Origin of the sequence: Staphylococcus sp. GDX8P114P-2 (assembly GCF_017892945.1) — a bacterium.
Classification (GTDB): domain Bacteria; phylum Bacillota; class Bacilli; order Staphylococcales; family Staphylococcaceae; genus Staphylococcus; species Staphylococcus arlettae.
In genome coordinates this window covers 36,623-63,315 of record NZ_JAESMB010000018.1, presented here as the reverse complement: position 1 = coordinate 63,315, position 26,693 = coordinate 36,623, and the positions used below count along the sequence as shown (strand labels likewise).

The 26,693-nt window shown below is 31.5% G+C and carries 15 protein-coding genes, 8 tRNA genes and 1 pseudogene; 2 read left to right on the top strand and 22 right to left on the bottom strand.

Annotation, left to right across the window (positions count from 1 at the left end):
• Nucleotides 1-4: 4 nt before the first annotated feature.
• The 6 genes from KA845_RS10810 to KA845_RS10785 are packed head-to-tail and all read right to left on the bottom strand — an operon-like array spanning nt 5 to nt 6,340.
• Nucleotides 5-1,207, bottom strand: coding sequence for a phospholipid carrier-dependent glycosyltransferase (locus tag KA845_RS10810; protein WP_082435625.1), 1,203 nt, complete (start codon nt 1,205-1,207; stop codon nt 5-7).
• The gene (locus KA845_RS10805) at nt 1,204-2,388 is read right to left on the bottom strand and encodes a lipopolysaccharide biosynthesis protein (protein ID WP_103387788.1); all 1,185 of its coding nucleotides are present in this window, start codon (nt 2,386-2,388) and stop codon (nt 1,204-1,206) included. Before KA845_RS10805 ends, KA845_RS10810 begins: the two co-directional genes overlap by 4 nt.
• Nucleotides 2,381-4,192 (bottom strand): polysaccharide biosynthesis protein, encoded by a 1,812-nt coding sequence (locus tag KA845_RS10800; RefSeq protein ID WP_103387787.1) that lies wholly within the window; start codon nt 4,190-4,192, stop codon nt 2,381-2,383. Before KA845_RS10800 ends, KA845_RS10805 begins: the two co-directional genes overlap by 8 nt.
• An 18-nt stretch (nt 4,193-4,210) precedes the next feature.
• Nucleotides 4,211-4,972 carry a tyrosine-protein phosphatase gene (locus KA845_RS10795; RefSeq protein WP_021459072.1) on the bottom strand — a complete coding sequence of 254 codons (762 nt, stop codon included), beginning with the start codon at nt 4,970-4,972 and terminating at the stop codon, nt 4,211-4,213.
• Nucleotides 4,965-5,663, bottom strand: a complete 699-nt coding sequence (locus tag KA845_RS10790) for a polysaccharide biosynthesis tyrosine autokinase (RefSeq protein ID WP_107374171.1) — start codon at nt 5,661-5,663, stop codon at nt 4,965-4,967. The genes KA845_RS10795 and KA845_RS10790 overlap by 8 nt, the downstream gene beginning before the upstream one ends.
• 14 nt (nt 5,664-5,677) lie before the next feature.
• Entirely contained in the window at nt 5,678-6,340 is a 663-nt protein-coding gene (locus KA845_RS10785; RefSeq protein ID WP_002509444.1) for a YveK family protein, read from the bottom strand.
• 718 nt (nt 6,341-7,058) lie between these two features.
• Between KA845_RS10785 and KA845_RS10780 the strand changes: the two genes are divergently transcribed.
• Complete coding sequence (locus tag KA845_RS10780; protein ID WP_002509443.1) at nt 7,059-7,415, top strand: DoxX family protein; 357 nt, start codon at nt 7,059-7,061, stop codon at nt 7,413-7,415.
• A gap of 102 nt (nt 7,416-7,517) precedes the next feature.
• On the opposite strand, the gene KA845_RS10775 is transcribed toward KA845_RS10780, so the two are convergent.
• The 3 genes from KA845_RS10775 to KA845_RS10765 form a co-directional block, all read right to left on the bottom strand.
• Nucleotides 7,518-15,026: a GA-like domain-containing protein gene (locus KA845_RS10775; RefSeq protein WP_210128065.1), complete on the bottom strand. Its 7,509-nt coding sequence runs from the start codon at nt 15,024-15,026 to the stop codon at nt 7,518-7,520.
• Nucleotides 15,027-16,565: 1,539 nt separating this feature from the next.
• Nucleotides 16,566-16,997, bottom strand: a complete 432-nt coding sequence (locus KA845_RS10770) for a hypothetical protein (RefSeq protein WP_103387784.1) — start codon at nt 16,995-16,997, stop codon at nt 16,566-16,568.
• Nucleotides 16,998-17,823: 826 nt separating this feature from the next.
• Nucleotides 17,824-18,684, bottom strand: coding sequence for a PhzF family phenazine biosynthesis protein (locus tag KA845_RS10765; RefSeq protein WP_210128063.1), 861 nt, complete (start codon nt 18,682-18,684; stop codon nt 17,824-17,826).
• Between the two features lie 278 nt (nt 18,685-18,962).
• Between KA845_RS10765 and KA845_RS10760 the strand changes: the two are divergent.
• Nucleotides 18,963-19,571 (top strand): annotated as a pseudogene (locus tag KA845_RS10760) (LysE family translocator).
• 479 nt (nt 19,572-20,050) lie between these two features.
• Here KA845_RS10760 and KA845_RS10755 read toward each other — a convergent pair.
• The 13 genes from KA845_RS10755 to hemE all read right to left on the bottom strand — a co-directional run bounded on the left by KA845_RS10755 (nt 20,051) and on the right by hemE (nt 26,542).
• The gene (locus KA845_RS10755; RefSeq protein ID WP_103387782.1) at nt 20,051-20,614 is read right to left on the bottom strand and encodes a hypothetical protein; all 564 of its coding nucleotides are present in this window, start codon (nt 20,612-20,614) and stop codon (nt 20,051-20,053) included.
• A gap of 648 nt (nt 20,615-21,262) precedes the next feature.
• Nucleotides 21,263-21,351 (bottom strand) — tRNA-Ser (locus tag KA845_RS10750).
• Between the two features lie 47 nt (nt 21,352-21,398).
• Nucleotides 21,399-21,470 (bottom strand) — tRNA-Glu (locus KA845_RS10745).
• A gap of 2 nt (nt 21,471-21,472) precedes the next feature.
• Nucleotides 21,473-21,547 (bottom strand) — tRNA-Asn (locus KA845_RS10740).
• A 13-nt stretch (nt 21,548-21,560) separates the two neighbouring features.
• Nucleotides 21,561-21,634: transfer RNA gene (locus KA845_RS10735), tRNA-Gly, on the bottom strand.
• Nucleotides 21,635-21,646: 12 nt separating this feature from the next.
• Nucleotides 21,647-21,722: transfer RNA gene (locus KA845_RS10730), tRNA-His, on the bottom strand.
• Nucleotides 21,723-21,737: 15 nt separating this feature from the next.
• Nucleotides 21,738-21,810 (bottom strand) — tRNA-Phe (locus KA845_RS10725).
• A 4-nt stretch (nt 21,811-21,814) separates the two neighbouring features.
• A tRNA-Asp gene (locus KA845_RS10720) sits at nt 21,815-21,890 on the bottom strand.
• A 9-nt stretch (nt 21,891-21,899) separates the two neighbouring features.
• Nucleotides 21,900-21,973: transfer RNA gene (locus KA845_RS10715), tRNA-Met, on the bottom strand.
• Between the two features lie 371 nt (nt 21,974-22,344).
• Nucleotides 22,345-22,902, bottom strand: coding sequence for an RBBP9/YdeN family alpha/beta hydrolase (locus KA845_RS10710; protein WP_002510543.1), 558 nt, complete (start codon nt 22,900-22,902; stop codon nt 22,345-22,347).
• A 205-nt stretch (nt 22,903-23,107) separates the two neighbouring features.
• Nucleotides 23,108-24,502, bottom strand: coding sequence for a protoporphyrinogen oxidase (gene hemY, locus KA845_RS10705; protein ID WP_002510544.1), 1,395 nt, complete (start codon nt 24,500-24,502; stop codon nt 23,108-23,110).
• A gap of 17 nt (nt 24,503-24,519) precedes the next feature.
• The gene (hemH, locus tag KA845_RS10700; RefSeq protein WP_002510545.1) at nt 24,520-25,443 is read right to left on the bottom strand and encodes a ferrochelatase; all 924 of its coding nucleotides are present in this window, start codon (nt 25,441-25,443) and stop codon (nt 24,520-24,522) included.
• 64 nt (nt 25,444-25,507) lie between these two features.
• Nucleotides 25,508-26,542 carry a uroporphyrinogen decarboxylase gene (gene hemE / locus KA845_RS10695; protein ID WP_002510546.1) on the bottom strand — a complete coding sequence of 345 codons (1,035 nt, stop codon included), beginning with the start codon at nt 26,540-26,542 and terminating at the stop codon, nt 25,508-25,510.
• Nucleotides 26,543-26,693: the final 151 nt, after the last annotated feature.

The following is a 26,693-nucleotide window of genomic DNA, read 5'->3' as shown; positions in this document are numbered from 1 at the left end:
GTTATCACCGCTTCCTTAATATGAACGCATAATAGCTAATAAACATCGTAAATAACATCGTTACTTTATCTCTATGTCTTAACGCAGTACCATAATTGTATGTACCTAAAGAGAAGATGATAAATACAATATAGATTGCTATTAAAACAATTAAAATATCCTTATTCCTTTCATACATATATGCTTTAAAAGCCAAATATGTGCCTAATAGTATGAATGCTATGTTAACAACACCAATAATGTCTGAAAAATTTCTAATTTCCCACGGTAGTGGTTTTACTAGAAAATAAATGATTTGCTTAGTTTTAGTCTGTATATTTTTTTCTTCATTTATATGAAGGTAATCCGCTCTAGCTTTAAAAGTTGTTGGTTCCAAGTGCTGCTCATTTTTTAAAGTTGAGGTCAGTTTTGAATCCTCATTATAAGTAATCAACACAATAAAACCTAAAATGATAGCTAACACTAAAAAAACTCTTACTATTGCTGAATGAGCTGATAAAAACATAAAATACACTGCTAATATAAGCAATAATCCTAATAAGCCAATATGAAATAAGGAACCTAAACCAATTGCGATAACGCATATAGTTAAATGCCATTTGTTATTTCGACGATGATATAACAATAATGCATAAATAAACAATAAAATAAAAAAGGTAATATAAATTTCTCTTAAAGTAATAATAGTTGAAGTAATGTGAAGTGGATATAAAATATAAATAATGGTTGAAATATTTGCTACATTGGTATTCTTAAATAAATGTACACAAATATGATATAACAGCATTACAGTAAGATTATGGACGGTTATATTTAATAAACCTGGTATCAAAATATGAGGTGTACCAAAAAGGTAAAACAGCGAAATCATTTGTGAGTAAAACGCTGAATTTTGAAAAATCTCTAAGTTCACGCTATATAAATAGTTTATATAAAAGCGTTGCGCCAATTCTTCAAAACGTAAATCATCATTCCCTGACCCTGGTAATGCATAAAAATATTGATGAATAACTAATAATATGACATACATCAACCACTGGATAAGCAAGATGATAATAAATTTCCTATCATATTCCCGATAGAATAACCACAGAAATATAAGCACGTTGATACAGAGTAGCAACAATATATTGCTGTAATTTAACCACATAAAAATGATTAAACAAGCGATTGAACTAATGATGATCCCTACTTCTTTAACTGTCATATGTTACCCCTCTGTATAATCATGATAGATATTATTAATTTTGTAATACTTACCGTAATCCCAAAGATTAAAAATGCAAGTGTTGCCCCATATATTTTGAAATATGGTATTAACACTATCGATGTAATAGCAACTAAACCTACACTGAGTAGTTGAATAAATGTATTGTAAATATATTTTTGATAAGCGTTGATAAATAAATCAAATAAAATACTAGCATATACAAAAATGCTACCAACAATAACATTCATAAATTCCTTTTGTAGATGTACATATGACGAAGTAAACAGTGTTTGAAGTATAACCGATAAATTATTAGTTCCAACCAAAATTAATATTAATTGAGTGGTAAAGAGTAGTCCCAAAATTGTTAATAATACTTTCCATAAATAAGATGTGTCTGATTTTTTCTCAACAACTTTAGGTAAAAAATAATTATATATAGAAAAAAACAAAGTATTACCAGCTGAATAAATGACAAGTAAACTACTAAATATTCCGACATTTTCTATAGTCGAAACAGACTCTAATATATATTTAGGTATGTTGGTATTTAATGATGATAACGCTAGTGTAATTGATAACGGCAATCCTAATTTCAGTAATTTCAAGCTAACTGACCATGATATAGCTCTAAATAAATGTTTTATATTTAGTCGTATAAACATAATCAATATAATCACACTATATAAAAATACGGCCATTGTTAATGAATGAAAATAAACATAACAGATGATTAGTAAAATAAGTTGAATACAAGTCATTGATATTTTATAAAGGCCAATTTCCCCGTATTTTTGTAGTTTAATTAAATATGCAAAATTAATATCTAATGCAGCTTCAGCCAATTTACTAACTGCAACTACAATCAATAAAAGAAATGACGTATGTGTTAAATTCGTAAAAAAAGCTACGATAGCACTATAAAATAGTAGTGTTACGACTAGGCAATAACATCTCAACATGACCATTGTTTGTTTTTCAAGATAATTATCAGTCACTATTAATGTATTAAAGCCAAAAGACATAAACAAAATTAACGGCGCTATAACAGCGATGCCATATGTGTATACACCTAATTCTATACTCGTTCCTAGCTTTATAATTAATAAAATAATGAGCCATTGACTAACGCCAAACAAAATATTACCTAATAAATAACAAGCAAACGATTTATTCAAAATAATGTTCACTTCGCTTAGCAAAATCTATTATGTTAATTTCACCGCTTCTAATTTTAGCTAAACACGGATAGAGTTTTTCAATAGGATACACTGTAGATTTTCCTATATAAATTTGTTCATAGATTTGAGTCGGGTAAATTTCATCATCTTTTAACAATTCTTCAAACAGTTTTTCACCGGGCCTAATTCCTGAAAATTCAATGTTAATATCATTTTCTGTTTTACCACTTAATCGAATTAAGTTTTTTGCTAGTTCGACGATTTTAACTGGTTTACCCATATCCAACACAAATATTTCTCCACCTTTAGCTAATGCTCCAGCTTGTAATACTAATCTAGCTGCTTCAGGTATTGTCATAAAATAACGCGTCATATCTGGATGAGTTACAGTCACAGGTCCCCCTTCAGCTATCTGCTTTTTAAATAAGGGGATAACTGATCCTCTAGAACCCAAGACATTTCCAAATCTTACTGCTACAAATTGAGTAACATGTTGTTCATCATTGAGACTTTGAATAATCATTTCAGCTATACGCTTACTTGCTCCCATTACATTACAAGGATTTACAGCCTTATCTGTAGAAATCAAGACAAACTTCTGTACAGCATGTCGTTTAGCTAATTCCGCAACATTTTTTGTACCAATTACATTATTTTTAAATGCTTCTTCTGTATTTATTTCCATTAATGGTACATGCTTGTGTGCTGCAGCATGATAAATAGCAAAAGGTTTATATTGTTTAATAATATTGTTGATTTGCTTTCTATCTTGTACATCAACAATTATAGGTATAATTTCAATATTGGTATATTGTTGTTTCATCAGTTCTTGATGTATTAAATATATGCTGTTTTCACCATGTCCTAAAATTAATAATTTTCGAGGTTCAAATTGACAAATTTGTCTACATATTTCAGCACCTATCGAACCACCAGCACCTGTAACAAGCACTGTTTTATCTGTAAGTCCTTGCGCGATCTGGTCCATATTTAACTCCACTGGGGAGCGCCCTAATAAATCCTCTACTTCTACACGTTTTAATTGATTCACTTCAAGTTCGCCTGTTAATACATCATTAATATTAGGCATTTTAAATAAAGAAACACCTTTGATATTACAAATTCGATTTAGCTCCCTCACTTTCTTATTTTCAATTGAAGGTATTGCAATAATTATCTTTTTTATACAATATCGTTTTACAAGATCTGGTATATCCGTAGTATAACCTTGCACTTTCACTCGTTCTGTTAACACTATATTTTGCTTATTATAATCATCATCAACAGCTACTACAGGTTCCATAGCCATACTTGGACTGTTCAACATTTGCCTTATTAATAACGACGCACTTTCTCCCGCACCAACAATTAATGTTGGTTTTTTATAAACCGGTGCACCATTTACCTTCTTGCGATATATTCGCCAAAATAACCGTGACCCACCTATCAAAATAATATGTAACATCCACGTTATAAAATACAAACTATAAAAAGGTTGTGACCATGTAATTACAAAAATAATAATTAAAGTTAATAGTATAGACGTTGAAACAGATCGAACAATAAGTAGTACTTCATTAATACTCGCATATTCCCATGCCCTATGATATAAATCAAAAAAATATGCAGTTAGAAAATGACAAACCAGTAAACAGATAGATGTAATAAATAATTTATGCATAGAATTAATTTCATAAAAAGGAGTTAATATAAAGTCTCCTAAAAAGATTGAGCACGTAACAATAATAGAATCAATCATTATAAGGATGAATAATCGTTGTTTTGCATTGATGTGTGTCATTCAATTCACCTCTCTTATCTAAAATAATTTCAAGAAGCGTTTATCAATTTTTAACGGTTGTTTTTTTAATATAGATTCATCTTTAATGATGCACTGTGAGTTTTTTAGCATTTGAGTTATTTCTGAAGCATAGTGTTTTAATTTTGTATTTTGATACAACTGATTATTTTCAAACGGTCTATAACAATAATGGTGAGCGTCAGAAGCAATAAAATGTGTTAAATTATGATCAATTAATTGCAATGCAAATTTTTGTATCTTTTTTCCTAGTTTTCCTATTACAGAAGTAATAGTTAATTGGCTTAAAGCCCCATTTTTAATTAAATAATACAAAGTATCTGACTGCTTTAAAAACACATTATTTCGTTCTGGATGCGCTATTATTGGTATAAATTGCTGAAGTTGTAATTCAAAAAATAATTGTTGTGAATAGTGAGGAATTTCATTAGACGGAAATTCAATAAGTAAGTACTTAGAATAGTTTAAACCAATAATCTGGTTATTTTTAATATCAGTTAAAATCTTATCTGAAATTCTTATTTCTTGGCCTGGATAAATTGGCAAACATATAGATATGACTTCGGGTATTTGCATCACATTATTTATTGATTCTATTACTGTTGCTATAGGATTATTATACTTAAGACTTAAATGGTGAGGCGTAGCTATAATACCTGTTACGCCTTGTTGTTTTGCCTGTCGTAATAATTTTAATGTCCCATCAATTGATTGAGGACCATCGTCTATAGCAGGTAATATATGATTGTGCATATCAATCATCTGAATCAGTTCCATAGTAATAGTAATAACTCGATGATTTTGTCACTTTCATTTTATTTAATATGACACCTAATATTTTAGCTCCTGCAACGTTTAGCAGTTCTTGTGCTTTTTTCACCTCATCACGATCATTTTTTTCAGTATCAATTACTAATACTGCATTTTTTGTATGTTGTACAAATAATTGAGCATCAGTAACCGTATTAACTGGTGGTGTATCAATAATGATGAAATCATAATCTTTAGATACTATGTCATAAATCTGCTTGAACTTATTAGATGCAATCAATTCTGATGGATTAGGTGGTATAGGTCCTGAAGTCAGAACACTTAAATTGTCAATATGTGTAGCTTTTATAGCATCATTAAACGTCGTTTTATTAATTATTAAATTTGATAAACCAGTCAAATTAGATAATTGAAACACATAGTGTTGCGTAGGCTTTCTCATATCACCATCTATAATTAACGTATTATACCCTGCCTGAGCATAAGAAATACCAATATTTGAAGAAACTGTGGATTTGCCTGACAATGCATGTTCCGAAGTGACAAGTATATTTTTATCACTAGTATTTGCATTGGAAAACATAATATTTGATCTTATTGTTCGAAATTTCTCACTGACAATAGATTTAGGATTGTCATGTACAAACAGTGTTGATTGTTCTTTAGTATTACGTTTAAACATTAGTCTCCTCTTTTCTATTTAAAATATTGAATGCTGCCTAACACTGGTAAGTTCATCTGGTCATAAACATCTTGTTCTGACTTTATTCGTTTATCAGTTATCTCTTTAATGAAAATAATAATGCATAATATTAACAATCCACTTGCCCAACCTATAAATAAATTTAAAGGTACGTTTGGCGCAACCTGATGACCTGTTTTAGTTGCACTAGATAACAACGACACATTATCCACCTTCATGATTTTAGGAATTTCCTTTTTAAAAACATTAGCTACTGTATTTGCAAGTTGTTCTGCTACTTCTTTGTCATTATGAAAAATAGAAATATTTAAAACTTGTGTATTCGCTTGATTTGTTACATTTAAAAAGTTCTTTATTTCATCCGCTTCATACTGTCCTTTTAATTCTTTTGCAACTTTACCTAAAATTCTTGGACTTTTAACAATTTCAGAATAAGTATTGATCAATTGAATATTGCTTTGTATATCTTGAACATTTTGATGTGTATTTTCTTTTTGATTTATCAATAACTGGGTTGTTGCTACATATTTGTCTTCAATTAGAAAAAATGTAACTACTATACTTGCCACTAGAGATAATAAAGGCAAGATAATGATAAAGAGCAAATAATTTTTGAAAATTCTTGATATCTCTGTAATATTAATTGCACGCTTCATAAGTCCTCCTACGTTTTAAACCTGAGTATTATTGTTTTAAAACCACTATCATTTACTTCTTATTAATCACCTTCCTTCTAATTTTGTATGGATGACTTTATATCTTGAGTAATACAAAAGAATAATGCCATTTAATATTTAAACATAAATAAATGTATTTATATTTAAATACAACGGCATTGTATCATTATTTTATTGTTTGAAATGCACTTCAGTAATTAAAGTAAAATTAAAAGTAAAAAATGTAAAAATCTAAAGGTTGATTAGTCTTAAAAATAATATTAGTAAGTCATGTTCCTTATAATACTTCAAAATGATTCCCTAAATTTATAAAAAAAGACAACCGCAAACGCGATTGTCTCTAACCCTATAAGTTACTAATGGAGATAAATGGTGTTTCAACACCTATATTTATTATAGCAATATCTGTTATTTCTGTGATTGTTTATTATTTGTTAGTAAAATATGACTTTAATCTAGTAAAACATAAATCTTTTACTGATTAAATTAGAGCTTTATATCTACTTTATTGCTAACTTTGGTTTATATTTTACTAGTTATGACAAGCATAAACTTCTACCATTTCAATTTGTTAATATCTTAAATATAGTTTTTAGACACACTCTAAATAAATTTTAGTACTAACAATAAGGAGAAAATTATGTCATTTAAGAATAAACATTTATCCCCTCATATTGAAAATCAAACTATTAATCGCATGAGATTCAGTTTACTTATAATTAGACTGATGTTAGCAACTTCTTTTTTAGTCCATGGCACATTAAAATTTGTTGATTTACAAGGAACATATAACTTTTTAGGTTCTTTAGGCTTATCACCAACAATGGCCTTGTTGCTCTCATATGGTGAAGTTATCGGTGGTATAGCTTTACTTATCGGATTTTTAACGCCATATGTAAATATTTTCTATATTGGTGTCATGTTAGGCTCAATTTTCACATTAAAACTTTCACGAGGATACGTTAGTGGTTATGAATTTGAAATTATCCATATCATGATGAACATTGCTTTATTAATAGGTTATCGATGGAAAAAATGGTTCCAATTTTATTAATTTGCATATTTCAAAACTTTACCCCTTCTCGTCTGAAGTCCTTATATATTTTAAATTATTAAAAAGCGTTAAACGTATTATACGTTTAACGCCTTTTGATTATTAATTTGATTTATTTTTTCTTCTTCTTACAACCAGTAATAGTGATCCAAATAAGGCTAATACACCTGTGTAAATATAACTATTAATACCATCGTTTCCTGTTTTTGGTAACTCATTTATAGTATTGTTACTATTATTATTTAGATTTTCTGATGACATTGCTTTGCCGTCTTTACTTAATGCTTTAGGAGCAATTACTTCACTTGTTACTGTTGATGATGTTTCTTTATCATCTTTGCTTGATTCTTCTAGTGTTACTTTATTCACATCTTCAATCGCCGCTGTTGGTGTCGTTAATTTATTAGTTTTGCCTGATTCTTCTGACGTCACCTCATTACCATCTTCGCTTAGTATTGTTGGTATCGTTTCTTTACTATCTTCACCTGATACTTCCGGCTTCATTTCTTTATCGTCTTCACTTGGTGCTGTTGGTAATACATCACTATTTACATTTGGTACTTTTATACCTGTTAACTTATCTAATCTTTCTTGTAAGTTGACCTGTTTATCTTGTGGTAAGACATTTACTTTTTCTGAGGCAACTTTTTTCGTTGCTTCAGCTTGTTGAGCTAAGTCTATTAAATCTTGATGTTCTTTTGGATTAATAACACCATCTTCGTTAGCTTTTGCTAATGCTGCTTTTGCCACCTTGTCTGCTTGTTCAGCTTCTTCTACAGCTTGAGTTGCATCGGCTGTTGCTTGATCTAAGTCGTTCGCAACACCATTACTATTTTTGTCATTGATTACTGGAACATTAATTCCTGTTAATGCTTCTAATCTTTGTTGTAAGTCTCCTTTTTGACTTTCAGATAGCGCATTTACTTTCGCTTGCGCAGTAGCTTTGGTTGCTTTTGCTTGTTGAGCTAAGTCCATTAATTTATTGACTTCTTCTTGGCTAATTTTTCCATCTTCGTTAGCTTTTGCTAATGCTTCTTTTGCCGCCTTGTCTGCTTGTTCAGCTTCTTCTACAGCTTGCATTGCTTCGGTTTTCGCTTGGTCTACGTCATCTGCAACACCGTTACTGTCTTGGTCATTCATACTTGGGATATCAATGCCTGTTAGTTTATCTAACCTTTGTGGTAAATTACCTTTTTGATTGTCAGCTAATGCGTTCACTTTCATTTCTGCTTTAGCTTTTGTTTCTTTCGCCTTTTTAGCTAAATCCGTTAATTTCTCAACTTCTTTTTGGCTAATCCTTCCATCCTCATTGGCTATAATTAATGCTTCTTTTACAGCTTTGTCCGTTTTTTCAGCTTCTTCTACAGCTTGAGTTGCATCCGTTTTTTCTTGGTCCATATTGTCATCTTGTCCAGGAATTGCATTATTCGTCACGGTAGGTACTACAATACCTGTTAGTTGAGCTAATACTTCGTTAAATGCTGCTTTCTTTTCTTTTAATTGTTTCGGTGTTTCTGGTAATTCTTCGACTAATACTTCTGCTGTCGCTTTTGTTTCTCTCGCTAGTTTAGCTAAATCTGTTAATTTGTTGACTTCTTCTTGGCTAATTTTCCCATCTGTGTTGGCTTTAACTAGTGCTTCTTTCGCTTTTGCATCAGCTTGTTTCGCAGCTTCTACTGCCTTAGTTACATCAATTAACGTACCGTCCAACTCATCTGCCAAGCCGTTGCTTTCTTGGTCATTTATGTTTGGAATATCAATGCCTGTCAATTTGTCTAATCTTTCTGGTAAGTCTCCTTTTTGACTTTCAGGTAAAACATTAACCTTTTCCTCTGCTGTAGTTTTTGTCTCTTTTGCTTTCTTAGATGCTTCTTCTAACTCCTGATATTCTTTCGGATTAATAGCGCCATCTGCTTTGGCTTTAGTTAGTTTATCTTTCGCAACTTTGTCAGCTCGTTCAGCTTCCTCAACAGCTTGCATTGCTTCGGCTTTTGCCTGATTCATGTTGTCTTGTTGTCCTGGTACTACATTACTCGTCACTGTAGGTACTACAATACCTGTTAGTTGACCTAATACTTCATTAAATTCTGCTTTCTTTTCTTTTAATTGTTTCGGTGTTTCTGGTAATTCTTTGACTAATACTTCTGCTGTCACTTTTGTCTCTTTTGCCTGTTTAGCTAAATCTGTTAATTTGTTGACTTCTTCTTGACTAATTTTCCCATCCTCTTTAGCTTTTGCCAAAGCTTCTTTGGCAGCTTTGTCTGCTTGTTTCGCAGCTTCTACTGCCTTAGTTACATCAATTAACGTACCGTCCAACTCATCTGCCAAGCCGTTGCTTTCTTGGTCATTAATGTTTAGAATATCAATGCCTGTCAATTTGTCTAAGCTTTCTGGTAAGTCTCCTTTTTGACTTTCAGGTAAAGCATTTACCTTTGTCTCTGCTGTAGCTTTTGTCTCTTTTGCTTTCTTAGATGCTTCTTCTAACTCCTGATGTTCTTTTGGATTAATAACACCATCTTTGTTGGCATTAGCTAACTTTTCTTTTGCCATTTTGTCAGCTTTTTCAGCCTCTTCTACAGCTTGACTTGCTTCGACTGTTGCTTGATTCATATTATCTTGTTGTCCTGGTACTACATTACTCGTCACTGTAGGTACCACAATACCTGTTAGTTGAGCCAATTCTTCATTAAATTCAGCTTTCTTCGCTTTTAATTGTTTCGGTGTTTCTGGCAATTCTTCTACTAATACTTTTGCTGTCGCTTTTGTTTCTCTCACTAGTTTAGCTAAGTCCATTAATTTGTTGACTTCTTCTTGGCTAATTTTTCCATCCTCTTTAGCTTTTGCTAACGCTTCTTTGGCAGCTTTGTCTACTTGTTTTGCCTTTTCTACTGCCATAGCTACATCAGCTAACGTGCCATCCAACTCATCTGGCAAGTTGTTATTGTCTTGATCATTAATGTTTGGAATATCGATACCAATTAACTTACCTAACCTTTGTGGTAAATCTGCTTTTTGACTTTCAGGTAATGCATTCACTTTCGCCACTGCTTCTTTTTTCTTTGTTTCTGCTTGTTGAGTTAAATCTACTAACTCCTGATGTTCTTTCGGATTAATAACTCCGTCTTCTACGGCTTTAGTTAACTTTTCCTTCGCCATTTTATCAGCTCGTTCAGCTTCTTCTACAGCTTTCGTTGCATCGGCTCTGGCTTGGTCCATATTGTCTTGTTGTCCTGGTATTACATTATCCGTTACTGTTGGTACTGTAATTCCTGTTAATTGAGCCAATACTTCATTAAATTCTGCTTTCTTTTCTCTTAATTGCTTTGGTGTTTCAGGTAATTCTTCGACTAATACTTCTGCATTTGCTTTTGTTTCTTTTGCTTGATTAGCTAATTCTGTCAATTTGTTGACTTCTTCTTGGCTAATTTTCCCATCCTCTTTAGCTTTTGCTAACGCTTCTTTGGCAGCTTTGTCTACTTGTTTTGCCTTTTCTACTGCCATAGCTACATCAGCTAACGTACCATCTAACTCATCTGCCAAGCCGTTGCTGTCTTGATCATTGACATTTGGTACTTTAATACCTGTTAATTTATCTAATCTTTCTTGTAAATTGTCTTGTTTATCTTTAGGCAATTTATTTACTTTTTCTGATGCTGCCTTTTTCTTTGTTTCTGCTTGATTAGCTTCTTCAGTTAGCTCTTGATGTTCTTTTGGATTAATAGCTCCGTCTTCTACGGCTTTAGCTAACTTTTCCTTCGCCACTTTATCCGCTTTTTCGGCTTCCTCAACAGCTTTCATTGCTTCATCATTCGCTTGATCTAAGTCATCAACAACACCATTACTATCTTGGTCATTTATGTTTGGAACATCAATGCCTGTTAGTACTTCTAATCTTTGTGGTAATTCTCCCTTTTGATTTTCAGGCAATGCTTTTACCTTTGCGTCAGCTGTAGCTTTTGTTTCTTTTGCTTTCTTAGATGCTTCTTCTAACTCCTGATGTTCATTCGGATTAATGACTCCATCTTCATTGGCTTTAGTTAATTTATCCTTCGCAACTTTGTCAGCTCGTTCAGCTTCTACTACTGCTTTCGTTGCTTCATCTTTTGCTTGATCTAAATCATCCGCAACACCATTGCTATCTTTGTCGTTGATTCCTGGAATATCAATGCCGGTTAACTTACTTAACCTTTGTGGTAAGTCTCCTTTTTGACTTTCAGATAAAGCATTTACCTTTGCCTCTGCTGCTGCTTTTGTCTCTTTTGCTTGTTTAGATGCTGCTTCTAATTCTTGATGTTCGTTTGGATTAATAACTCCATCTTTATTGGCATTAGCTAACTTTTCTTTTGCCTCTTTGTCAGCTCGTTCAGCTTCTTCCACAGCTTTTGTTGCTTCATCTTTTGCTTGATCTAAGTCATCAGCCACACCATTACTATCTTTGTCGTTGATATTTGGGACATCAATGCCTGTTAATTTATCTAACCTTTGTGGTAAATCAACCTTTTGATTTTCGGGTAATGCTTTTACTTTATCCTCTGCTGCAACTTTAGTTTCTTTTGCTTTCTTAGATGCTGCTTCTAACTCTTGATGTTCTTTCGGATTAATAACACCATCTTCGTTAGCTTTAGTAAACGCTTCTTTGGCAACCTTGTCTGCTTGTTCAGCTTCTTCTATTGCTTTCGTTGCTTCATCTTTTGCTTTATCTATGTTATCCGCAACACCATTGCTATCTTTGTCGTTGATTCCTGGAATATCAATGCCTGTTAATTTATCTAACCTTTGCGGTAAATCTCCCTTTTGATTTTCAGATAAAGCATTTACTTTCGCCTCTGCTTCTTTTTTCTTTGTATCTGCTTGATTAGACGCAGCTTCTAATTCTTTATGTTCGTTGGGATTAATAACACCATCTTCGTTAGCTTTTGTTAACGCTTCTTTGGCAACCTTGTCTGCTTGTTCAGCTGCTTCTACAGCTTTTGTTGCTTCAGCGTTTGCTTTATCTATGTTATCCGCAATACCGTTACTGTCTTGGTCATTTATATCTGGGACAGCAATGCCTGTTAATACTTCTAATCTTTGTGGTAAGTCTCCTTTTTGACTTTCAGGCAATGCTTTTACCTTTGCCTCTGCTGCAACTTTAGTTTCTTTTGCTTTCTTAGACGCTGCTTCTAATTCTTGATGTTCTTTCGGATTAATAACATCATCTTCATTGGCTTTAGTTAATTTATCTTTCGCTGCTTTGTCTGATTGTTCAGCTGCTTCTATTGCTTTTGTTGCTTCAGCTTTTGATTTATCTAGGTCATCAGCCACACCATTACTATCTTTGTCGTTGATTTCTGGAACAACAATGCCTGTTAATACTTCTAATCTTTGTGGTAAGTCCCCTTTTTGGTTTTCAGATAAAGCATTTACTTTCGCCTCTGCTTCTTTTTTCTTTGTTTCTGCTTGATTAGACGCTGCTTCTAATTCCTGATGTTCTTTTGGATTGATAACGCCATCTTTATTGGCATTAGCTAACTTTTCTTTTGCCTCTTTGTCTGCTCGTTCTGCTTCTTCCACAGCTTTCGTTGCTTCGGATTTTGCTTGATCTAAATCATCTGAGATACCATTACTGTCTTGATCATTAATACTTGGGACTACAATACCTGTTAATTTATCTAACCTTTGTGGCAAATCTCCCTTTTGATTTTCAGATAAAGCATTTACTTTCGCTTCTGCTGCTTTTTTCTTTGTATCTGCTTGATTAGACGCTTCTTCTAATTCTTTATGTTCGTTGAGATTAATAACACCATCTTCGTTAGCTTTTGTTAATTTATCTTTCGCAGCTTGTTCTGCTTGTTCAGCTTCCACTACTGCTTTTGTTGCTTCATCTTTCGCTTGATTATCTACCGGTGGTTGCACTTGCCCCTTAGCTTCTTGTTCTTTGATTTTTTTAATATCACTGTTAACTTTTTGAGCAATAGGCTTCATATTGACAGTTTTTAATTCCAAATTAACTCCGTGCACCGGATTTGGATAGTTTGTGTCACTAATTAATTGAACACCAATTTGATCTTTTGCACTATCAATTTCAGTTGCTGATTTTAGTACTAATTTAAAAGTTGCGGAAGCTCCAGCTTTATTCTTTGGTTCTGTTGTAAAACTATAATAACCTAATTTATCACGATTTAAAGTTTTCGTTGCTTCAGCAAGTCCTTTATGTGGTATATAATCAACTAGAACTTTTTCAATTTTTGAGTTTAGTGAATCATTTACTTTTAATGAAAGTGTTTCAAATCTTTTAACCCCTGACCCAAGTTCTTTAGTCAAATCAAAACTTACAACATATTTTCCACCTCTTTTTTCAGTGCTAACATATCGTAAATCATTGGCTGTAATTTTTTTCACATTGTTGTTTGATATCTCTGTGTAAAAATTCCCTTGTCGGTTATTTATTAAATTTTTCATACTTTCCAATACTTTATTAACGTCATTAACTTGATTTTTAGCAACTTTTCGACCAATCAACTTATTATCAATACTATTTCTAAATAAATTATTCCACGTTTTTTCATTCTTTGGTAAATTTAATTTTCTTGCGATATTACGTAAATAAAATTCTCGTTCTTTTTCTGTAAGATGCTGTTTATGTTTTTCTATTATTTCAATCGCATCTCTTCTAGTAGAATTTGTTGTTATATCATTAAACCCACGCATCGAAGAAAAGTACCTTGCTTGATATGAACTACTTACTGAGCGTGGTGAAAATGTATGACTAGCTGCACGGTTTTGTAAAGGTACTACTGGTATATCCGTGTTACTTGGTGGTAGTTCAGGCAATTGTCTTTTACTTCTTTTTAGAGGTGTTGATTTAATATTGAGCTTTACTTTTTGATTAGGTGCTTCACTTATTTTTTGTGCTTCCTTCACTTCTTGTGTTACTTCTTCGATTGAATTATCGTTGTTTAGTTGTTGTTTTACTTCAGGTGTAAACTCTTGCTCATTTTTTTCACCTGACTTTTGCGTTGCTTTATTTTGTGAAGATACTTCTTTTTTGCCTTTTAACTCATCTATGTTTTGCAGTTCGTTTACTTTTTGCGTTTGCTCATTATCTGATTTTTGCACTTCTTTTTCTTCTAAAGGTGCTTTCCCTTCGTCAGTTGCTTCATCTAAGTTTTGAATTTGGTTGACCTGTGTATTTACTTCTTGCTCAAGTGCTTCATCTGCATTTTGTTCGTTACTTTTTTGTCTAGTTACTTCTTTTTTGTTTTTTGACTCATCTGTACTTTGAACTTTATTTTCTTCTGATGTTACTTCTTGCGCTTCTACTTCATCTAGCTTTTGCGTTTTTTCTTCTTGTGAACTTATTTCTTCAACGTCTGATGGTTCATCAGTTTTTTGAGAAGTATTCACTTCTGCTGGTAGTTCTTGTTCTTGTACTTCATCTGTATTTGTTACGTCATTACCTTGTGAAAGTTCTTCATTTTCTTTTGTTGTTGTTTCATTAGATTTAGGTTCTAACTCTTGTGCTTCTGCAGTACTTGGATTTAAAAATAATAATGTTCCAATTAATATTGATGCTGCGCCAACACTATATTTTCTAATAGAGTATTTCTGAACCTTTTTGTTATTATTCATTAAATAACCTCTTCTCCTTTTATATAAATATGGATTTTAAATGTATATTCATAAAGTCTCCAATAATGAAAATTTTCTTAATAACTATCTTTCTAATCACAAATTGGAAAACTTTATTATTCAAAATATTATTTCAATACAGATCATTATTAAATAGCATTTCGAATATTAGTAAAAAACATAACTTCACAAGTAAAATCTACTTAAATATTGAGAAATTTAACAATTAAAGAAAATGAAAACTAACTTGCAAATAACCTACTTTTAATTAAATGTATAAAAGGTTCAAAATTTGTACTCAATAGTTAATTGACGTAAAAAGGGAGTGGGACAGAAATCTGATTTTGAAAAAATGATTTCGTCGTCCCACCCCGGCAAGGATGACTAGTATTGAAACAAGCTTGGTTTGAAGCGCATTTTCAATGCAGTCAGCTACTGCCAATATGAAAAGAGACTAGGACGAATCAATATTGTCCCAGCCTCAATGATTTTATAAAATTGTATTTATTAATGTAAAAAAATGAAATGTTAAAATATTATAAAATTAAAAACCGCAGATAAATATCTGCGGAGAACTAAATGTTGGTATAACAAACATAGGACTATGGACTATGAGATAAGTCCTGCCCTTAAAATAACATCCATCATTTACTATATCTATGTATTCAATAGTTAAAGTAAAAATTGTATTTCCAGAAGTAAAAATTCGCTATATTTCCCGTTAAAGTGATAGATTTTATAATTTTACTAAACGTTAAATTTCCTATTTCATAGTCTTTAGATGTGCTTTAATTAAAACTTAAAATGTATAATTAAAATTAAAAACCTCCCTTATTAAAATAAGAGAGGTAAAGTAAATTATGCAATACTAAATAAACTTTAAATTATTATAATAGAAAACATAAGGTATAGGCATGAACTACCTATACCAGTATATTAAATTAGATTACAGGATTTTGTAAATGCTTTTAATTATAACAGTAAATATTATATAAATGAAAGTAAAATATTGAGTCTACAGTAATTAGTAGTATATATAAATTTGATAATTGGTACAATTTTTACTAAACGCATCGATTTTTTACTATGATTGATAAACTAGATAAATAACGCTTATTTCTTGATATAATTTAATTAGTCGCTACCAAACGACTAAAATCTTACTTACAACTATAGCAAAAGTAGTACTGCTTTACTTAGCAAGTACTACTTTTTTAATGATTAAAAATCTAATCAAACCACTACTTCCATCATAATATTTTACTTATATTAAGTTAATATTTACTATCCTATAAAAGGTAATACACAATTATATTCATACTGTTATAATGAATTTAGAGTTGCTGCAATGGTAACTTTTATGTACAAGTATAAAGCCAAACAAAGTTTAGCATTGGGCCATATGAATTGGACCGATGCTTTTTTTGATATTAAGGTTAATTTATGACATGAAGGTTTTCTTTTCAAAATAAACTTGCTTTTACATGCCACTTAGATGAACAGTATTCATAAATAAAGAGAGACAACTTCTCTCTTTATTTATGTTTGCGTATATAATATGTAAAGGTTAATTATTAATACTAGCATCGTGAAATATACCATTTTATATTTCATTAAACTTTCATGTATAATATTTAAAACCATAGCGATATGAAAAATTATTAAAAAAATACTACAATCATTAAATTTATTATATTTTATATAGATCAAAAATAATACAGAACTTAAAATTATAATTACACCAAATGTAATTCCTATTACTTTTAATGCTTTTTCAGAAACTTCTTTATTTTTCATTGTTAAAATAAATACTAATGCAAATATTACTAATATCAAAGACGATCCAAACCATGCTTTAGTTACTTCTAGTTTCATAATTACAAAATGGTTTATGGCTAATGAAATATATATTAATAGATATATTATGAACACTAGCGCGTTAATAAAGATTAAGTTATTTTTACCTTTCATTATAAAAATATCCTTCCAATTAATTTAATTTTCTCTATTAAATTAATTGTACATATTAAGCTCTGTATTTCATTTGCGTATGTCATCAAAATCTTTACTATTTTAAATTATGCTATATATAACCATTCATCGAACTCATAATACTAGTTACTTCTCTAAAAGATTCTTCAAAAGCTTTATCCATATTCTTTCTAACCCGCAACATTGTTTCTTCAAGTATCATTACCAACACCCCTTCAAAGTGAATTAATTAAATTCAATTCGATTATATACCACAACAATTGCTGTATCACTTTAAGACTAAAAAAAGTTATTTATTATAAAATTAATTGCGTTATATTAAAATCATATAAATAATTTAATATATTGTTATATAAGGGGTGAGACAATAATGAAATTAGCAGTGTATTCCATAAACATAATTAATTATATATTCATTTCAGCAATGTTTCTATTATCTATTACACCACCCAATTGATATGGAGCTGACAAATTAGATGTCTTTATATCAAATAGTAGTGCGTTATTAATATTTTCTATACTTATGTTTTTTATTTCTAAAAACACTAAGACAATATGGAAAATTAGCATTTTTCTTAATTTAATCAACTTATTTATATTAACTCCACTCATAATGTTCGTGTTATTTTTTGGTATACCATTTACTTAATTACTTAGGAGGTACTAATGAAAAAATTGTTATAACTTTAATGTTAGCTGCTTTATTATTTTCTCAAATATCATTTGAAGGATTAGCTGAAACACAACAATATAAGTGATGAAGAAATTAGAGAATTAGCACAGATTAGCCATTTTCAATTCATATCTATTGTTTCTCAATCGCTATTGTTCCATCAATCATTATTTTTGAAACTCCGCCTAATTTCAATACATTTTCCTTTTTAATATAAACTCTACCATTTCTGTTTATACATTCTCCTTGAGAATTTGAAAATTCTTTTTCCTCTAATAAACCGTATAAATCATTCATTACAGCAACACAACCATTACCACTACCACAAACTGGATCTTCGTCCACACCTTCTTTCGGAGCAAATGAACGAACTTCAAAAGTCGTATCTTTATCTTCTTTGTTTTTACCGACAATCGTTACACCAGTGGTACCTTCATAAATATATTGTTCCATCAATTTAAAATTAGGTTCAATATTTTTAACAATACTCGCATTTTTTAATTCCAAAGTTAGCCATTCAGCACCGATATTAATATTTTTAGAATGAACTACATCACTTTTTTTGATACCTAAACTATCTATTATTCCATCAAACTGTCGGTCTTGTAACTCACTAATTTTAGGCTCAGGCAAACTAAAATATGTTTTATCTTCCGTAAAATCTATTTTCACCAAACCTACTCCACATTCTTGTACGAGATAATTTTTATTTTTAGGCACTAAACCATTTTGTAAAATAGCAAAAGATGAACCTATAGTTGGGTGACCAGCAAAAGGTAACTCATTGTTGGGAGTAAAAATTCTCAATTTGTAATCTGCATTTTCATCTTCAGGTTTACAAACAAAAGTTGTTTCAGATAAATTAGTCCAACTTGCTATATCTTTCATTTGTTCTGACGTTAAATCATCAGCATCAAAAATTACTGCAACAGGATTACCTTTAAATGCTTCATTTGGAAATACATCAACTTGCTTAAAATTTAAATACTTCATAACCAAACCTCCAAAATTAAATTGAGACTAAAAAAATACATTTACTTATACTTCAATTACTTTCTTTATGTTAATTCTTATAATAATTTATTTAAATGATAACATGAAGAATAAGATAACTAACTATTAATTTCCACAGTAGTATTTAACTTATTGAACATTCATCTAATAAACCTATTAATAATATAATATTCTCGCAGTAACAGGCTTGGTTAATTGTATTACTATCAAAACAAGAAGAAACTCATTTAACAACATACAAAACAAAGGAGCAATATATGGATAATTGGATTAACTTTATTATAATGTCATTACTTATTCTTATAGCGCCTGGACCAAGTTTTTTTGCTGTTATAAAAAATAGCGCTCACGGTGGAATTAAAAGTGGTATTTTTACAACATTTGGTATAGCTAACGCTCATTTAATTTATGCTACTTTGGCAACTCTAGGTATTATATTTATATTCGTAAGTTCCCAAACCGTATTTTTTATAATTAAAATATTAGGTGCAGCGTATATTATTTTTCTTGGCCTTAAAAACATATTAAATGCCCATAAATTTGAATATAATACTATGGAAGTCACGAAAACAACAAATGCGAATTTATTCAAATCATATCAACAAGGATTTATAACTATGATTCTAAATCCAAAAGCAATTCTATTTTATATAAGTATTCTACCTCAATTTATAAATCATCAAAGTAACCAAAATGTACAAGTCGCATTACTTTCAACATTATTTATTATAACTGTAATTACATGATTCAGTTTTTGCACTTTTGTTTTCAATTATATCAAAGCAGTTTTTGAAAAACCTAAATTTAAAATGATATTTAATTATATTGTCGGGACAACACTAATCGCTTATCAATCAAAATATTAACTACAAAGCATTAAAATTGTGATCTTAGTAATTTTATTCTAATTATCTTTTTAACAATGAACTTCATAAAACTTCAACCATCTCGAAATTTATCGAAGAGTCGGCTAATAATATCATATTATGCCGACTTTTGTTCACAAGTTTACTGTAAATGTCCTTGTCTATGACTAATAAATTGTTTCCTTCCATACTATTAAATAAAGCAGCATATCAACATTTTGCTAAATAAGATATAGCGAGGAATATCGAATAATCTGTACTTATTAAAAAATCTAAATATTGTTCTATTTATAATACTTTATAAACCTCACTATATATAATATATAGGCTATAAATATAAATATATTCATTAATATTACCTGATTACTATTAATATTACCAAACTTGATACTAATCATTGTCCAAAGTGCTATTACTAAAAATAATAATAAACATACCCATATGTTAAAAACTATTTTCATAGTATCACTCCTTAAATATTAGCAGAAAGTTGCTCCTCCAGTTAATCCACCACCTACTGCCCCACCGACTGCTCCAACTACTCCTCCACCTACTGTACCTACTATTGGTAAAGTTACAGTTCCGACTCCAGCACCAGCTAATCCTAACGTAGTACCTCCTGTAACAGCTCCTCCTGCTATACCAGATATACATTTTCCAATGCCTCTATCTTGGTACATATTTTGAGCATATACACCTAAATCACCATTATCTTCAAAATATACTAGAGAAATGTTATTACCATTTCTATCTTTTGCAATTGATGGTAATTTTTCAATATCACCCGTGTTTTCATTTCTTAAAGATGCTATACCGTTTTTATCAATGTCATAAGTAACATTTTGATTCAAATCAATTCTAGCCGTATGGTCATTTACCTTAACGATTTTGCCTGAACTATTTCCTGTGCTGTATGTCTCATTTCTTTCAGCAGCATAAGAGTAATTATCAACTAAATTAGGACTAACTGTTACTCCAGTACTAATTGCTAATGCAATAAACCCTTTTATAAATCTTCGTTTGTAATTTAATGTTTTTGCCATTTTACTCACTTCTGATAGGTATTTGAGATATAAAAACAACTCTATAAATTTATTAAAATAAGTAGTTTAAAAACTTAATGAATTAAGCATCTCTCCAGCATTTTGGGAAACGTTTACAAAAATAATACAAGCTTATATTGTTAAAATCTATAGAAATTTATAATAAGTAAAAATATTACATATATATGTAATAGCCACTTTAAAACAAAACCCTACTTCTATTAGTAGTCAATATCTTTTTAATACTAGTGTGACGTTAAATACAAATAAAGCAGTCACAACCACTTTTAAAGAATTCTTATTGGAAAACAATACGGGGAACTAAACATTACATGCCTTACGACACACGCGTCTATGCAATTGGGTAAAGGTTTCTCTATACAATATGTTAGCAAAAGATTAGGTCATGCAGACATAACGACTACCCTATCCATATACAGTCATTTATTAGAAGAAAGTCAAAAACAAGAAGAAAATAAAACACTGGAAGTCTTACGTAGCATGTGATTCAAAGGTTTCATGTCAACAAACCTTAAATTTTGACATGAGAGTGACATTTTTTATAAAAACTAACCATAAACAAAAACACCGAAACCCTATTGTATCAAGGATTACGGTGCTTCATAAAAGCTCAAAATATGTATTGAACGGAGAGTGAGGGATTCGAACCCTCGAGACGCTTGTGGCGCCTACACACTTTCCAGGCGTGCTCCTTCAGCCAGCTCGGACAACTCTCCAAATATAAGTATAAAAAAACAGAAGCGATATTTCACTTCTGTTTGTATGACCCCGACGGGACTCGAACCCGTGTTACCGCCGTGAAAGGGCGGTGTCTTAACCGCTTGACCACGGGGCCAATGGCTCCACAGGTAGGACTCGAACCTACGACCGATCGGTTAACAGCCGATAGCTCTACCACTGAGCTACTGTGGATCAATAATTAATATGGAGCGGGTGATGGGAATCGAACCCACAACATCAGCTTGGAAGGCTGAGGTTTTGCCATTAAACTACACCCGCGTTTAACGATTATGGGGCGGTTGATGGGAATCGAACCCACGAATGTCGGAACCACAATCCGATGCGTTAACCACTTCGCCACAACCGCCAACATTAAAAGTAATGGTTCAGGACAGAATCGAACTGCCGACACATGGAGCTTCAATCCATTGCTCTACCAACTGAGCTACTGAACCATAATGGCGGTCTCGACGGGAATCGAACCCGCGATCTCCTGCGTGACAGGCAGGCGTGTTAACCGCTACACTACGAGACCATTATGTAATTGCGGGAGGCGGATTTGAACCACCGACCTTCGGGTTATGAGCCCGACGAGCTACCGAACTGCTCCATCCCGCGGTAATAATATTAATTGGCTTTTATTGGCTTACTTATCTAATATAACATTTCTTTAACTTTGTGTCAACAATTAATTAATTAATTGTTTTTAACATTTAATTAACATGAATTTAAAAGTTATATGTGGTTTTCTTAAGTACTTAATTAGTATATTAAGTTTTGCTTATATAGTCAATAACCTTTCAAAAGAAATTGGTGTAAAAAAGGATTATAACGATAATTTTCTATTTTTAGTGTGTAATTTATGTAATAATTTTGTTATTTATTATAACTTTGTAAAATACGTGCATGTAGCTTTATAATTTTAAGTTGTAAAACGCTAGAATAAGTAGCTTTTTACTCTAGCGTTAAGTTATTGAATTTTTATAAAGTTAACTACTCATCACTGCTTGCATTTTACTTTGTAACTTAATAAACGTAGAAAAGCCATCTTCTTCTGTAAAGTGGCCACCACTTTCAGTAACTTTACATGTCCCATCTAACGTTTCAATAAGACGCTGAGTTTCTTTATACGAGACTTGTTGATCGTTTTTTGCACATAAACCATAGAACTCACCTACTTTACTTTTAATAATGTCATAATTTAAAGTAAAATCTTGGGTATTCAAATCTTCTGATATAGCTTGTGCATCATCTTTAAAACCAGCTATGGAGAATAACCCTTCCACTACTGGCATGTCAGCTAATTCAATATATTTTAATGCTGCTAACGTTCCAAAACCATGTGTCACAAAATATGTATCTTCTTTCTTAACTGATATTTGTCGTTTCATCTCTTCTATCCACTGTGCTAAATTGTCATTACTTTCTATAGCAATATTAAATAATGTAACGTCGTATCCTTCTAATATCAAATTGTTTTCTAACCATTCATACCAATGATTACTTGAATCACCATGTTTAGAATGTACTATTATTATATCCGTCATGATTTTACCTCCTAATCTAAAATTGAAACCGATTATACATACAATATAAATATATTAATATTATACTTATTATTCAAGTTTAGCTACTTCTATAAATATAAAACTGGAACATTAATAATGTTCCAGTTAAAATCAGCTCGTTAAATATTCTCTTAAAAATCTTCATTTCACCTTTAAATTGTTCAGTTAAGGTTTTAAAAATGATTTATAGTTCTGATAAAATGTCATCTACTGCTTTTTGGGCTTGCATTACACAATCTGGAAGACCGACAGCTTCAAAAGGTGCACCCGTGATAGCTAGTTTTGGATACGTAGCACGTATATGTTCTTGTATGGTCTTAATTTGTCCGATATGACCGACATGATATTGTGGCATACTATGCGGTAATCTATTAACAATGCTAAACTCAGGATCACCTTTTATAGTCATCATATTACTTAAATCTTTACGCACAATATTCACTATCTCTTCGTCTGAATGTTCATTAACAACATTATCCCCTGGTTTCCCTACATAAGCACGTAATAATACTTTTCCTTGAGGTGTCGTAAATGGCCATTTTTTACTAGTCCAAGTACAAGCAGTAATATTTGTGTTACTTGTTCTAGCGATAACAAAACCAGTACCTTCATAAGTATTTTCAATATCCGCTTCATCAAAAGCGAGGACAACCGTTGCTACTGTCGTTGATTGCATCGTTTTAAAATAATCAAATCCAGGGTCATGGTCAAACCATTTCATAAATGCTTCGTGCGCTGTTGCTACAATAAGTCCATCATATTCTTGCACTTCATTATCTAGGTGTAAATGATAGCTTTGTTGAGATACTTCAATATCTTTTACTGGTGTATTGTATTTAAAGTTAACGCCTGCTTGACGTAGATGAGTTTCTAAAGCTTCTATAAATGAACTCAAACCATGTTGAAATTGTTTGAATTGGCCTTTAGGCGCACCAGGATATAATTTGTTCTGTTTTTGACGTTGTTCTTTCTCATAGCGCATGCCTTTAATTAAACTACCAAACTGGGCTTCTCGTTCTTTAAATTGAGGAAAGGTACTTAAAAGACTTAAATCATCTATATTTGTACCATAGATGCCACCCATTAACGGTTCAATTAAATTCTCTAACACTTCATTCCCTAACCTATATCTGAAAAATGCGCCTACTGAAATATCATTTTCAATTGGCATAGTCTTTTTAAATAAATCTAGTCCCGCTCGTAATTTACCTTTAGGTGAAATTAGTTTTGTTTTTAAAAATGGCTTGATATCAGTTGGAATTCCCATGATTGAGCCACCGGGAATTGGATACAGTTTATTTTTAGCATAGATATATGATTGACCGGTTTGATTTGTTATCAAATCATCTGCTAGACCAATATCTTCAGCTACTTCTGTCATAATTGTTTTACGACCTAAATAGGATTCTGGACCTAGTTCAATCGTATAACCATCCCGGCGATATGTTTGAATTTTTCCTCCCGGTCGATTAGTCGCTTCGTAAATTGTGACATTGACATCGGGTTGTTGCTTTTTTATAAAATATGCACTCGACAGTCCTGTAATGCCAGCACCAATAATTGCAATATTTTTAGCCAATTTGGATCACACTACCTTTAATAAAGATTTCTTATTTCGTCAACAATCGCATTTATAAATAATGGATCAGTATTAGGCATTTCTGGACGATAATATTTTGCTCCAACTTCATCACAAACTACCTTACATTCGTAATCATTATCGTATAACACTTCTAAATGCTCACAAACAAAACCAACTGGTGTATAAATGAAGTTTTTATATCCATGTTCTTGTGCAAGTTTTCTAGTTAAATCTTGCACATCAGGTCCTAACCATGGTGTTCCTGTGTTACCTTCTGATTGCCAACCTTCTGCAACGTGTATGATATTAGACTTTTCTTTTAATAATTCTGCTGTATCATGCAGTTCATCTGGATATGGGTCATTACTTTGTTCTATCATACCTTTTGGCAAACTATGTGCAGATACAACCAATACAGTATCATCATGTTCTTCCGGTGAAATTGTTGCTAATGTTTCATTAATTTTTTCAGTCCAATATTGAATGAATTTTGGTTGATGGTAATAATGTGAAACGTGTGTCAATGAGATTCCATAATCATCTGCTGCTAATTTAGCCCTTTTATTATATGACCCCACGGAGAAATTTGAAAAGTGTGGTGCTAACACTACAGTTATTGCTTCTGTAATACCATCTTTGTTCATGTCTTCAACTGCATCTTCAATAAATGGCTGAATATGTTTTAAACCTATATATAATTTAAATTCTACATCACTATATGCATCATTTAAGGTACTACACAGTGCTTCAGCTTGATTTTGTGTCGTACTTGCTAAAGGTGATAAGCCTCCTATAAATTCATATCTATCTTTTAAATCTTGTAGTTCTTCTTCTGATGGACGTTTACCATGTCTAATATCTGTATAATAAGCTTCTATATCGCTTTCGCTATATGGTGTACCATATGCCATAACTAATAGTCCTACTGTTTTTTTCATTGTGTTATCATCCTTTTTATCAATCATTTCTGCGCATTTTAATAATCAATGCAAATTCAAACCCTTATCGCTTAGTGTAATTGTGTACAAATGTTGTTATTTTCTCCAATGTTTGTGGTTGTACTTCTGGGAAAACGCCGTGCCCTAAATTAAATATATGTTTACCATGTGCCATACCTTGATCTAAAATTGGTTTTAATTTTCGTTCTATGACATCCCACGGAGCTAATAATAATGAAGGATCTAAATTCCCTTGTAATGTCTTGGTGATATGCAAATCTTGAGCTTGTTGAATAGAGCAACGCCAATCTAATCCTAAAACATCAATTGGTAAACTATCCCATTGTTTGATTAAATGACTTGCACCTACACCAAATAAAATTACAGGGACATCGTATTGTTGTTTAATTCCTGTAATGAGTTTATCCATGGCAGGCTTAATATAATAAGCATAATCTTCTTCATTTAATGCTCCGCCCCATGAATCAAATACTTGGATTAATTCAGCCCCTGCTTCTACTTGTGCTGAGACATAAGTAATAGACATTTCTACTAAATGATTCATCAATGCAAACCACGTTTCTTCGTCGGAATACATCATGGCTTTAGTATTGTTATAATTTTTCGAAGGACCTCCTTCGATCATATAACTTGCCAAAGTAAATGGTGCTCCAGTAAAACCTATTAATGGCACATTTAATTTCTCTTCAGTTAGTAATTTAATAGTATCTAATACATATGGTACATCGCGCTTAGGATCTATCTTCCCTAATTTTTCAACATCTTGTAGAGATTTTATTGGATTGTGAATTACAGGTCCTATACCCGACTTGATCTCTACATCAATGCCAATTGGTTGTAAAGGGGTCATAATGTCTTTGTATAGCACGGCAGCATCTGTATTATAATTATCAACAGGTAAGTGTGTTACGTATGCACATAATTCAGGTTGGTGCGTGATTTCAAATAATGAGTACTTTTCTTTTAGTTTTCTGTATTCAGGTTGAGAGCGCCCTGCTTGTCGCATAAACCACACAGGTGTATGGTCAACTGGTTCACCTTTTATCATGTGTAGTATTGTGTTATTTTTATTAAGCACCTGCGATTCCTCCTAGATTATAATCATTCTCATCTATATTATCATACTGTACTACCCTGCGTATTTTAAAGTGCATAAATGTTATAAAAATGCCATAGAGTGTACTTTATTGCTTTCTAATCATTTGACTATTGTATTCTAATGTAAATCT

Excerpts from the sequence above, each read along its gene's own strand:
- KA845_RS10810 (WP_082435625.1), bottom strand. The coding sequence starts at position 1,207 with ATGACAGTTAAAGAAGTAGGGATCATCATTAGTTCAATCGCTTGTTTA.
- KA845_RS10800 (WP_103387787.1), bottom strand. The coding sequence starts at position 4,192 with ATGACACACATCAATGCAAAACAACGATTATTCATCCTTATAATGATT.
- KA845_RS10795 (WP_021459072.1), bottom strand. The coding sequence starts at position 4,972 with ATGATTGATATGCACAATCATATATTACCTGCTATAGACGATGGTCCT.
- KA845_RS10790 (WP_107374171.1), bottom strand. The coding sequence starts at position 5,663 with ATGTTTAAACGTAATACTAAAGAACAATCAACACTGTTTGTACATGAC.
- KA845_RS10785 (WP_002509444.1), bottom strand. The coding sequence starts at position 6,340 with ATGAAGCGTGCAATTAATATTACAGAGATATCAAGAATTTTCAAAAAT.
- KA845_RS10780 (WP_002509443.1), top strand. The coding sequence starts at position 7,059 with ATGAGATTCAGTTTACTTATAATTAGACTGATGTTAGCAACTTCTTTT.
- KA845_RS10775 (WP_210128065.1), bottom strand. The coding sequence starts at position 15,026 with ATGAATAATAACAAAAAGGTTCAGAAATACTCTATTAGAAAATATAGT.
- KA845_RS10770 (WP_103387784.1), bottom strand. The coding sequence starts at position 16,997 with ATGAAAGGTAAAAATAACTTAATCTTTATTAACGCGCTAGTGTTCATA.
- KA845_RS10765 (WP_210128063.1), bottom strand. The coding sequence starts at position 18,684 with ATGAAGTATTTAAATTTTAAGCAAGTTGATGTATTTCCAAATGAAGCA.
- KA845_RS10755 (WP_103387782.1), bottom strand. The coding sequence starts at position 20,614 with ATGGCAAAAACATTAAATTACAAACGAAGATTTATAAAAGGGTTTATT.
- KA845_RS10710 (WP_002510543.1), bottom strand. The coding sequence starts at position 22,902 with ATGACGGATATAATAATAGTACATTCTAAACATGGTGATTCAAGTAAT.
- hemH (WP_002510545.1), bottom strand. The coding sequence starts at position 25,443 with ATGAAAAAAACAGTAGGACTATTAGTTATGGCATATGGTACACCATAT.